At 44.1% G+C, this 11696-nt stretch carries 13 protein-coding genes; 2 read left to right on the forward strand and 11 right to left on the reverse strand.

The window, feature by feature from the left end:
- Positions 1-92: 92 nt before the first annotated feature.
- Genes nadA through nadB form a run of 3 tightly spaced genes read right to left on the reverse strand, consistent with a single transcriptional unit; the run spans position 93 to position 3611 of the window.
- Entirely contained in the window at positions 93-1199 is a 1107-nt protein-coding gene (nadA, locus tag AC0VX1_RS18390; protein ID WP_413010261.1) for a quinolinate synthase NadA, read from the reverse strand.
- Entirely contained in the window at positions 1196-2047 is an 852-nt protein-coding gene (gene nadC, locus AC0VX1_RS18395) for a carboxylating nicotinate-nucleotide diphosphorylase (RefSeq protein WP_095395143.1), read from the reverse strand. The genes nadA and nadC overlap by 4 nt, the downstream gene beginning before the upstream one ends.
- A complete protein-coding gene (gene nadB / locus AC0VX1_RS18400) occupies positions 2028-3611 on the reverse strand; it encodes an L-aspartate oxidase (RefSeq protein WP_475468292.1) in 1584 nt (527 codons plus the stop codon). Before nadB ends, nadC begins: the two co-directional genes overlap by 20 nt.
- Positions 3612-3714: 103 nt before the next feature.
- On the opposite strand from nadB, the gene AC0VX1_RS18405 reads away from it, so the two are divergent.
- Positions 3715-4842, forward strand: a complete 1128-nt coding sequence (locus AC0VX1_RS18405) for an IscS subfamily cysteine desulfurase (RefSeq protein ID WP_413021254.1) — start codon at positions 3715-3717, stop codon at positions 4840-4842.
- A gap of 49 nt (positions 4843-4891) precedes the next feature.
- Entirely contained in the window at positions 4892-5422 is a 531-nt protein-coding gene (locus AC0VX1_RS18410) for a transcription repressor NadR (RefSeq protein WP_413001215.1), read from the forward strand.
- A 60-nt stretch (positions 5423-5482) separates the two neighbouring features.
- On the opposite strand, the gene AC0VX1_RS18415 is transcribed toward AC0VX1_RS18410, so the two are convergent.
- From AC0VX1_RS18415 to rplU, 8 genes are all read right to left on the reverse strand, one after another.
- Positions 5483-6175, reverse strand: a complete 693-nt coding sequence (locus tag AC0VX1_RS18415) for a DUF6944 family repetitive protein (protein ID WP_475468295.1) — start codon at positions 6173-6175, stop codon at positions 5483-5485.
- A gap of 361 nt (positions 6176-6536) precedes the next feature.
- Positions 6537-7412: a prephenate dehydratase gene (gene pheA / locus AC0VX1_RS18420; protein ID WP_063575561.1), complete on the reverse strand. Its 876-nt coding sequence runs from the start codon at positions 7410-7412 to the stop codon at positions 6537-6539.
- Positions 7413-7826: 414 nt separating this feature from the next.
- The gene (locus tag AC0VX1_RS18425; RefSeq protein WP_034308837.1) at positions 7827-8276 is read right to left on the reverse strand and encodes an ACT domain-containing protein; all 450 of its coding nucleotides are present in this window, start codon (positions 8274-8276) and stop codon (positions 7827-7829) included.
- 40 nt (positions 8277-8316) lie between these two features.
- Positions 8317-9606: a GTPase ObgE gene (gene obgE / locus AC0VX1_RS18430; RefSeq protein ID WP_048688961.1), complete on the reverse strand. Its 1290-nt coding sequence runs from the start codon at positions 9604-9606 to the stop codon at positions 8317-8319.
- Between the two features lie 48 nt (positions 9607-9654).
- Positions 9655-10194, reverse strand: a complete 540-nt coding sequence (locus AC0VX1_RS18435; protein WP_413010257.1) for a Spo0B domain-containing protein — start codon at positions 10192-10194, stop codon at positions 9655-9657.
- Positions 10195-10731: 537 nt separating this feature from the next.
- Entirely contained in the window at positions 10732-11022 is a 291-nt protein-coding gene (gene rpmA, locus AC0VX1_RS18440; RefSeq protein WP_034308845.1) for a 50S ribosomal protein L27, read from the reverse strand.
- Positions 11023-11034: 12 nt separating this feature from the next.
- The gene (locus tag AC0VX1_RS18445) at positions 11035-11367 is read right to left on the reverse strand and encodes a ribosomal-processing cysteine protease Prp (RefSeq protein WP_101222784.1); all 333 of its coding nucleotides are present in this window, start codon (positions 11365-11367) and stop codon (positions 11035-11037) included.
- A gap of 13 nt (positions 11368-11380) precedes the next feature.
- Positions 11381-11689, reverse strand: a complete 309-nt coding sequence (gene rplU / locus AC0VX1_RS18450) for a 50S ribosomal protein L21 (protein WP_034308849.1) — start codon at positions 11687-11689, stop codon at positions 11381-11383.
- Positions 11690-11696: the final 7 nt, after the last annotated feature.

The raw sequence follows: 11696 nt of genomic DNA on the forward strand, positions 1-11696 counted from the left end.
CGGGATAAGACCATTCAATCCTCATTAGGCCGACTGACCGAACGGGTGTTCCACCCCTCTATTTCTTATGATTCAAAGTCTTTTACACTGACTCAAACGCGCTCCAGCATTCTGTTTAATGCTAGGATGGCATTATCCGCAATGTTCTTCTCCACTTTTATCGGATTGATGATCATACCTTCTTCAATGGATTCAAGCGCCCATAGCAGGTGAGGCAGATCAATCCGGTTCATTGTAAGACATGGACACATATTCGGATTTAATGAGATGATGTTCTTGTCAGGATTATTGGCGATAAGACGCTTGACAAGGTTCATTTCCGTGCCGATTGCCCAAGAACTACCTGGTTCGGCTTTTTCAATCATATTTATGATGTACGATGTCGAACCCGCATAATCTGACAGGGCGACTACCTCACGGCGGCATTCGGGATGAACGATGATATTCATTTCAGGCTGCTCCGCTCTAAGCGTTTCAATATTCGCCGTAGTGAAATTTTCATGGACTGAACAATGTCCTTTCCAAAGAAGTACCTTCAGATCTTCCAGTTCCCCTTCATAGATCAATTCATCCTTATGCGGATCCCAGACAGCCATTTCATTCAATGGGATTCCAAGGTCAAAGGCGGTATTCCTCCCAAGATGCTGATCGGGAAGAAAAAGGATTCTTTCTTTTTGCGAGAGGGCCCACGAGACCATCCCTTGTGCATTGGAAGACGTCACCGTCGCCCCGCCATTCTTCCCTACAAAAGCTTTGATGGCCGCAGTTGAATTCACATAAGTTAGCGGAAGGATCGTATCGCCAAAAAGATCCTGAAGCTTTGTCCACGCCCGTTCCGTTTGTTCAATATCGGCCATATCCGCCATGGAGCAGCCTGCACGCATATCAGGAAGGATAACCGTCTGCCCTTCTTCCGTCAAAATATCCGCTGTTTCAGCCATGAAATGCACGCCGCAAAACACGATATAATCCGCTTCACGATTTTGCGCGGAAAGCTGGGCCAATTGAAGTGAATCCCCCGTTGAATCCGAAAATTGAATGACTTCCTCCCGTTGATAATGATGACCTGGGATATAAAGACGGTTCCCCAGTCGTTTCTTGATGTCATGGACCCGATTCTCCATCTCTACCTTTGTCATCGTTTTATACTTTTCAGGCAATGTATTTCCTGCTGTTTTAGCCATCTCCAATATGTTCATTTCAATATCCCCTCCTGCTCTTTGACCTTTGCGCTGATATCAAGTGCCCTGACACTGTGCGTCAAGCTGCCCAACGAAATATAATCTACCCCTGTTTCCCGATATGAGGCTAGATTGTCTAAATGGATTCCTCCAGAAGCTTCAGTAATGATGTGGGCGGGAACCAATTTGATCAGTTGCTTGATTTCTTCGGGGCTCCGGTTATCGAACATGATGATATCTGCACCGGCTTCCACTGCTTCAAGCACCTGCTGTGGTGATTCCGTTTCCACTTCCACCTTAGTGGTATGTCCCAGTTTGGATTTTACCGTTTGAACCGCTTTCGTTATGGACCCAGCGAAAGAAATATGGTTGTCCTTTATCATGACTGCATCATACAGACCATATCGGTGATTGAATGCCCCGCCGGAACGGACCGCATATTTTTCAAGCATCCGCAGGCCCGGTGTGGTTTTCCTCGTATCACAAGCTCTCGTCTTCGTCCCCGCTAATATCATGGCAGCTTTATGGGCCTGTGTCGCAATTCCGGACATACGCTGCACCAAATTCAAAACGACCCGTTCCCCTTTTAAAAGGGAGGCCATATCGCCGGTCATTTTTGCAAGCTGCTGTCCTTCTTCGAAAACTTCGCCATCTTGAACAAAAAGGAAAACCTCGATTTGCTCATCCAGCAATGCAAATCCCGTCTTGATGACGTCCCCTCCACTGAAGACGCCGCCTTCTTTTGCGATGAATGTCAAAGTACCTTGTTCACCTTGATCAAAAATCGTATCGCTCGTTACATCGCATTCCCCTATATCTTCCATTAAAAATTGTTGCAGCATCTGCTTAAGCTTCAATATATTCATATAGTCGTCTCCCTTTCACTCGGTTTTTTACATCCGTGCAAGCAAGGATAACCGAATTTTCAAGCCATTGGGTGTCATCTTCGTTAGGATAGTCACTGCGGAAATGACCGCCCCTGCTTTCCGTTCTGGTCAATGCGGATTCGGCAATCAGCCACGCCACGATGATGGCATTGATTTTCGTTATTTCCTGTATCGGTAATGCCGTCACTTCCATTTGCAGCAATTTTTCGATATTAAATGTCTCAAGATAATCCTTCAGTCGGGTTAAACCCGCTTCATTTCGAACGATTCCCGCTTCGTTCATTAATTTTTCCTGCAATGTCGTGAGTTCAGGTAGAAAGGAAATTTGACTGGAACTTTTGGTCTGCTCTTTTTCTTGCGGTATCGACCTTGCCGGCACTTTAGCAAGGAAACGGCCAAGCGTATTTCCAAAAACCAATCCTTCGAGAAGGGAGTTGCTTGCCAATCGGTTTGCACCATGTACACCAGTGCATGCCACTTCACCAACTGCATACAAAGAGGGTACAGAGGTTTGCCCCGATTCATCCACATCAATCCCTCCCATTAGAAAATGGTTTCCAGGTGCAACCGGGATTTTCCCCAATTGAAGATCCAGCCCGCTTTTTTCACATAATGAGCTCACTGTCGGAAAACGATTTTTAAAATCCTTGATCATCGAAATATCCAAAAATACCTTTTCACCGCGCTGCAAATAAGAAAAAATCGTCTGTGCAACAATATGCCTTGGTGCTAGATCCTTCAAGCTATGGACATCCTCCATGATCGGCTTTCCCATTTCCGTCACTAATCTAGCACCATCCCCGCGAACCGCTTCTGAAACCAGCCCTTTCACTTTGCCATTCACAAAAAGCAGGGTCGGATGGAATTGGATGAATTCCATGTCACGCACTTTTGCACCGGCCTTGAATGCAAGTGCGATCCCATCACCTGAAACCGTTTGTGAATTTGAAGTGAAATGGTATAGGGAACCACAGCCGCCTGTTGCCAAAACCGTCCGTTCCGCGTGATAGGCAACAAGTTCCCCTGCCTTATCAAGTGTTTTGACGCCTATGCAAGAATCATCTTTCCCGATGATCAACTCCACTGCAGCAACCTTCTCCATCACAGTAACCGATGATTTTTTCAAGCAGCCTATAAGATGTTCCATCATGTACTTTCCGGTAGCATCCCCGTGACTATGGAGGATTCTTCGTTCACTGTGGGCCCCCTCCATGCCGAGCAATAAAATTCCGTCATCATCTTGGTCAAATCGCATACCCGAAGCAATAAGTTCAGCTATAACCGAAGGTGCCTCTTCAACGAGTTTTTCCACTGCCTTCACCTTGTTATATCGCTGACCAGCCGCCAGCGTATCTTTTTTATGAAAGGATATTCGATCACGATCAGATATTGCAGCAGCAATCCCGCCCTGGGCTAAATAAGAATTACCATGACGGATATTTGATTTTGTGATGAGTATCACATGCTTATGTTCACTTGCTTCCAATGCCGTTTTCAAGGCAGCAATCCCACTGCCTATCACGATGATATCCGCTTTTACCATTATTTCATTCCTCCTGTTTATGACAGGTGTCTTGACAACTATATTTACATATTATTAAACTATTATCAAGAGTTTTTTAAGTTTAAAGGATGGAAGTGATTTCTTGATTTATTTGGATTACGCCGCTACAACTCCGATTGATGAGGAGGCTCTTGACGTATTCAGCCAAGCATCCCGGAAGTTTTTCGGGAATGCGAGCAGTTTGCATGATATTGGCTCTGAAGCGGCACGTTTATTGGATATGTCACGGCAGCAACTCGCAGAAATGCTGAACATAAAAAAGGAAGGAATCATCTTTACGAGCGGCGGATCAGAAAGCAACATGCTTGCGATAGATACTTTCATCGCTTCGAAACCATCCTGGCAGAACCACTTGATTGTAAGCCGGACTGAACATGCATCTCTTGCCAACTTCGTCGAAAAGCTTGAACAAGATGGCTTCGAGGTTACTTATTTACGGCATTTGAAAGATGGCCGTGTTGATATTGAACATCTGCAGGAATGCATGTCGGAGAGAACATGCTTAGTCATTGTCCAACATGTGAATTCGGAAATCGGGGTCATTCAACCCATTGAGCAAATAAGTGAAATCGTTCGAAAACACCAGGCTTTTTTTCATGTGGATTGCGTCCAATCATTTGCTAAATTACCGCTTGGCAAGATAGCCGCCTCATGTGATGGACTATCCGTTTCCAGTCATAAAGTTTATGGTCCAAAAGGGACTGGGGCCGTCATTTTCCCGGCCATCCATCAGTTGAAGGCTTCGGTACCGAATATCACTCATGAATATGGTTTCAGACCAGGAACAGTGGACGTCCCCGGGATAGCTTCCTTCGTGACCGCTGCTAAGAAATTGGGCGACATCATGGAAGATGAACGAAAACGGATCTCCGCACTTAGGACGCAATTGATTCAACGGCTGACGGAAAGGAAAATCAATTTTCAAATCATCGAAGCAAAATACGAGCAATTGCCTCACATATTGGCGCTGACCTTCGCTGGATTGCAAGGACAGTACATCATGCTGGAATTAAACCAGAAAGGATTCGCCGTTTCGACGGGAAGCGCCTGCCAAATCGGTAAACAGGATCCTTCAAAAACGATGATGGCCATTGGAAAAAGCGAAGATGAAGCCCATCAATTCGTCCGCTTTTCCTTTGGCAAAAACACGACGGCCGACGACATTCACAAGTTGGCGGACTGCATCGAAGGAATAGCTTCCATTCGATAAAACCCTCCAAACTGTGTTAGAATGTTTGTAATTAAAGAGGTGAATGTTTATGGAAAGAAAGAAATTACTTGGGGAAGAAAGACGGACGAAACTCTTACATTTATTGCAAACAAGCACGGAGCCTGTAACGGGCAGCGAGCTTTCGCAAATAACGAATGTAAGCCGGCAGGTTATCGTTGGTGACATAACCCTCCTGAAAGCGCGGAATGAACCTATCATTGCCACAAGCCAAGGCTATCTGTACATGCAAACAGGGAGCACGCAGAAGCCGGAAAGGATCATTGCTTGCCAGCACGATCCTTCCCGGACCCAAGAAGAACTATATTTACTAGTGGATATCGGCATCACGGTGAAAGATGTCAAAATCGAGCACCCCGTATACGGCGACCTGACCGCTTCCATCATGGTCAGCAGCCGTAAGGAGGTCCAGCAATTCCTTTCAAGGGTGACGGCAACGAATGCATCGTTTTTATCGGAACTAACGAGCGGCATCCATCTCCATACACTGAGCGCATCATCTGAAGAACTGCTCGACGAAGCGGAGTGCGCTTTGAGGGATGCCGGCATTTTAGTCGATTGAATGAACGAAAAATCCTCAAAAGATAGGGCTTTTGAGGATTTTTTTTATGGACTCTCATGCTCACTCATCATTGGAATTGCTTTCATTTGAGCTTCCATTCCCGGAGTTTTCATCTTCGTTACTTCTCAACTGCCCTATAAGGCTAATGACGGAACCGACCGCCTGTACCCATCCCCCCATCACTTGGATTAATTCTCCATCAGATGGCTTCTCTTCCAAATTAGGATATTGATATTTTTGCTGTTCCTGCTCCTTATCTTGTTCTTCTTGTTCTTGATCCTTATCTTGGTCTTTTTCTAGAATGCTATTTTTAAGTTCGGCAATTCCACCCATCGCTTGCATCGAATTCCCAATCGCCTGCAACAAATTTCCCGTAGCATTGAAGGCCTGTTCCGGTTCATCCGGATTTTCGTATGCCCCCGCCAAAGCGGTTCCTCCTCCCAACGCTTGAATCAGATTGCCTTTGATGATTAATTCCTGTTTCGTTATTTCATCAAAATCAATGACTAGGCCTAAGATAACAGTCGAATTTCCGATTGCCTGTATTATATTCCCGAATTTATCCAGGGACCAGGTTTCTTCCGCGTCGGCCAATAAGGCATTTCCTGTTGCTTGAAGTTCATTTCCAATCAAATCCAAGTTATTACGAAATTCTTCGTCCAAGACATGGGAGGGTGTACCAGCAACAGCAGAAATGACAGTTCCTATCGCTTGAATCCAAGAACCGAAAGTTTCTTTGAATTGATTATCCATCTCTGCTGACCACCACCCTCTCTCTGCATTTTTGATTAAAAAGGTGCATCCACTTAATTAGTTTTCAAAATATGTATTGCCAGTTCCACATGTGACCCACCGAGATTTACTTATTGTATTTGCTTTCAGCACAATCGGTGTTTGTTTTCCATCCAGAATCATAGGCACTTTTTATCATGAAAAACTTCGCCATCTTCCCAAAATCCAATAAACCTGCCTATTGCTATATATTTCATCAAATGACAGCCCACCATTTTAGGAACTTGTACACAAGGGAAATACAAATCTTAACGAACACAAAAAATGCCCCGGAAATAATCCCGGGGCACCCTTCTTATTCATTGTACTCAGCTTTAAACATTCATCGTTGCGGTACACCAGTTTGGACTTTAAAGCATGTATAGCTTCCCATGATCGATACCGTACATCCTAAGGCCTCGAGCTCAGAGATCGCTCCTGGGATCAGGACATCGTCAAGGGACATTTCGATGTCGATGATGAAGAAGTAATTGCCTAATCCTGTTTTCATGGGTCTTGATTCAATCTTGGAAAGGTTAAGTTTCCTCCAGGAAAAAGCGGAAAGTACTTGGTGCAGCTGCCCTGAGTGGTCGGCAGGCAGCTGAATCATCAAGGTCGTTTTCTTATCCCCTTCAACGGTCAAATGCCCTTCATAGTCGACTTCACTGTTGGATACGACGATAAACTTGGTGTGATTATGTTCATAATCGTGAATATTTTGTTTGACAATCGTCAAACCGTACTCCTCCGCAGCCATATCATTCGCAATCGCCGCAATATTGATATCGGGATTCTCCATCACCATCTTCGCAGCGGCTGCAGTGGATGTGACATACTCGTACGGAATGCCCCTTAGCTCATTATGTAGGAATTTGCGGCATTGAGCGATGGCATGGGAATGCGAATAAACCATGTCAGGTTTGAAACCAGGATATGCATGATCCGGGTGCACCATATAATGCTGTTGGATTGGAATAGTCACTTCGCCTTTCATCGGCAATGTGACTTCATGGACTAAGTAATCCATCGTTATATTTACCGAACCCTCTAAAGCATTCTCGATCGGCACGAGCGCATGATTCACTTCCCCGTCCCGAACAGCATCAAGGCAGTCCGGAATCGTGTTCATCGGTATTTTTATATCATTAGGAAATAGTCGCGATACAGCTAAATCCGTGAACGTTGCTTTTGGTCCAAGAAATGCAATTTTCGCTGTCATATTATAAACTCCTTTTCACGGAAAATCTATTGTTTATGTTATGCCATTTTCTGATTTTTTACAATAGTTAATCGTTAATTTCCTCTTACAAATGAAAACAGCCTGAAGATAAACCCGATAATAAATGAGTTTGTCTTCAGGCTATTTTATGTTTTTAAACGTTGACCGTTGATTTTCGCCCCAGGCACTCGCTTTCCGCGGACGGTCACCTGTTTGAACAGATTTACTATTGCATCTTAATGAAAGCTTCCGGATTTTCGCGGAGCTACTATTGCCCCCAACATAAATCCATTACGGTCTGCACCGCATGAAACGAATAGGCAAACTTTTTTATTCAGTATCAGTTGGAAAAGGTTTGGGTAACCTTTTGTCTACAAACTGACAGCCTGTACATGTGTCATGTACAGGCTGTTTTCATGCGCCGTTACCAATGATTTCGACTTTTTCGACGAACTCCATTTTACGCAGTTTAGTGAGCAGTTCATTAATATCCATCGTCATCCCACCCGTATTCAGGGATAGGGTGACATTTGCACGTCCCTGTAAAGGAATCGTTTGGTGGATGGTCATGATGTTGCAACCGGATGAGGCGACGAGCCGTAAAAGCTCCGATAGAGTACCAGAACGATCTTCAAGATAGAAGAACAGTGTAATCAGCTTTTCCTTAACAACTGTATGAAACGGAAAAACCGTGTCACGGTATTTGTAAAAAGCACTCCTGCTTAGGTCCACTCGCTGTACCGCTTCCCAAACTGATTCCGCTTTTCCCCGTTCAATCATTTCTTTTGCATCCAGCGTTTTTTTCATCGCTTCGGGAAGGACATCCTCTCGAACGAGGAAAAATTTCTGATCGGACTTATTCAAACTCCGCACGCCTCCTTTTGCCTGCCATCATGGTCTCCAATCAATCAACAAATTCAAATTCATATTCAAGGATACGGACGATATCGCCATTTGTCGCACCTTTTTGGCGAAGGCCTTCGTCGACTCCGAATGAACGAAGCTGTCTGGCGAAACGACGTATGGACTCTTCACGGGTGAAGTCAGTCATTTTGAATAGACGCTCGATCTTGAATCCTGATACGGCAAAGCTGCCATCGGGTTCGCGTTCAATGTTAAATTCATCCGACTGTGATGTATGTTTATATAGAACCCGGTGGATTCCAGTATTCTCTTCTTCATGTTCAAGAGGGAACTCAGGGGTCTCTTCGATTTTATCAGCAATTGCATAAAGAAGCTCACGAATCCCTTCACGCGTCACGGCAGAAATCGGGAAGACAGGATAGTCTTCTTCCAGCTTTTCTTTGAAAGCAGCTAAGTTATCTTCCGAGTCCGGCATATCCATTTTACTTGCTACAATGATTTGCGGACGTTCAGTCAAGCGCAGGTTATACTCTTCCAATTCTTTATTGATTGTTTGGTAGTCTTCATATGGATCCCGGCCTTCAAGACCCGACATATCGATTACATGAACGATTACCCTCGTTCTTTCAATATGGCGCAGGAATTGATGTCCAAGTCCCACTCCTTCTGAAGCGCCTTCGATCAGACCAGGTAAATCGGCCATGACGAAGCTGCGGTGATCTTCCGTTTCCACCATTCCGAGGTTAGGTACGATCGTTGTAAAATGATATTCGGCAATTTTAGGCCTTGCTGCGGATACGACAGAAAGCAAAGTGGATTTCCCTACACTTGGGAAACCAACCAAACCGACATCAGCCAACAGTTTTAATTCCATGACGATATCGCGTTCTTGGCCGGGTTCGCCATTCTCCGCGATTTCAGGTGCAGGATTGGCAGGCGTGGCAAAACGGGAATTCCCCCGGCCTCCGCGGCCACCTTTGGCGATAACGGCGCGTTGTCCATGCTCAACTAAATCAGCAATGACTTCCTTCGTTTTATCATCGATGACAACGGTGCCAGGTGGAACCTTGATGACCATATCTTTTGCAGCCGCACCATGCATGTTTTTGGACATGCCATGTTCTCCACGAGGTGCCTTAAAGTGACGTTGGTAACGGAAATCCATTAATGTACGCAAGCCCTCTTCCACTTCAAATACGACATTGGCTCCATTACCGCCATCTCCACCAGCTGGTCCGCCTTTAGGTATGAATTTCTCACGACGATAAGCAACTATCCCGTTACCACCGTCTCCGCCTTTTACATAGACTTTCGTTTGATCGACAAACATGCTATCACTTCCTTGTTTTCTGCAAGTCAATTCTTGCTGTATACTTCTCTAAAAGTTAATATCCATCTTAAAAAATATTTCATCCTCTTTACATTCAAGAATTTCAATTGATTGCTCAGCCGTTAATGAACTCTCCAAAAACTCGATCACTGGGGATTGATCAATGAACCTGCCTTGCATATGAAATGTACAGTGCATATCGCTCACTTCTTTTTTACACATAGAAACAGCCAGTATATTTTCAAAAAACGGATCCAGGTTTTTATCCAGAATCTTGAAGAAATCGTTTGTCCAGCGATACATCAGCCCGTCCATCTCGGTTGAGCCTTCAAAAACATCAATGATTTCATATTCGCAATAAAATGATCCATTATTCCAATTCGACGTCAACAGCATCTCGGTGAACTTAGGCAAATTCAAACTGGAAAGTCGTGCTTCATTCTGGGTTTCAACAATGATTTCATCAATGATGCCCTTGACACGATCAATTCTGTTCAACTCCAGATTCCCTTTGATGATTTGAATTTTATTCAGCCAGTCATGCCTGGTTTGACGCAGAGTTTCAATAGTCGTCCAATTTTTATCCATTATTAACACCTTCAATTATGATAAAGAAACTTTTTTCAGCTCTATCATGTTGAATACTTCCATTTGTACAGTATATCAAAAAAACAACAAACAGGAAATGAAGCTCGATTCACATGCCTTCACATGAAAGCCCCCGTCCAAAAAATACAGCCGCACACCCTGAGTTCTTTGGACGATGGTAGAGCCATTTGAACTAAAAAAGAGAATGGGCCTTATTTATGCACCAATTGGAGATATTATAGTTGAATTGGAGTGTCTATTTGGTTTAACCAAATCGGATGGATGAATAATCTTGGATTTACCCCCTGAAAGTTTAAGAAAGCCCGCCTATTGGCGAGCCTTTTGTAAGTCAGAGGTTGTTTCCTTATACTAATGACTAAAGTCTCCTGCAAAATGCTGGTTCGTTCCTATAGTATAAATAAAGGGTCGGACCCCTTCATCACTATATAGCATACCATTATTAATAATGACGCGGTATATAGTGTCTTGTAGAAGGAATCAGACCCTTTTGAGTCAGCCTCTGTTCAAAGATGCCAATTATGCTTCTTGTGCAACTGGATATACGCTTACTTTTTTACGGTCACGTCCGAAACGTTCGAATTTAACAACACCGTCTACTTTAGCGTATAGAGTATCGTCTCCACCACGGCCTACGTTCTCACCTGGATAGATTTTTGTTCCGCGTTGACGGTAAAGGATAGAACCACCAGAAACGAATTGACCATCTGCACGTTTAGCGCCAAGACGCTTAGATTGAGAGTCACGTCCGTTCTTTGTAGAACCTACTCCTTTTTTCGAAGCGAAGAACTGAAGATTTAATCTTAACATTTGTTCCACCTCCTATTGGTTGAGGATAATTTTCATGTATTTACCATAATCACGTTCGATGGTTTGCAGCGATATGAGCATACCGTTCAAGAGCAGCTGCACCTTTTCTTCGGATTCCGGTGAAAGATTCCCCGGAATAACGCAGCGAAGATAGCCGCCTTCTCTCCCTTGCTCAATCTCAGGCTCTACGTCCGTTAAGGACATGATGGCATTGACTGCCCCGAAGGAAACAGCCGATACACCTGCACAAACGATATCAGAACCTTTTTTAGCAAAATTAGCATGTCCGCTTAAGGTGAACGAAGCAATCCGTTCCTGCGGAGCATCAAATACAACTTTGATCATCTAGAATCAGCCCTTACGCGTTGATTGCTTCAATAACAACTTTAGTGTATGGTTGACGATGACCTTGTTTTTTACGATTGTTTTTCTTCGCTTTGTATTTGAAAACAGTGATTTTCTTTTGCTTACCTTGTTTTTCGACAGTACCTGTTACAGTAGCGCCTTCAACTAGTGGAGCACCGACTTTCACGTCTTCGCCACCTACGAATAAAACTTTGTCAAATGTAACAGTTTCGCCTGCTTCTGCGTTTAATTTTTCAATGTAAACCGCTTCGCCAGCTGCTACTTTAATTTGTTTACCGCCAGTTTCGATAATTGCGTACATACTTGCA

Source organism: Peribacillus sp. QJM3NY_7 (assembly GCF_056173225.1).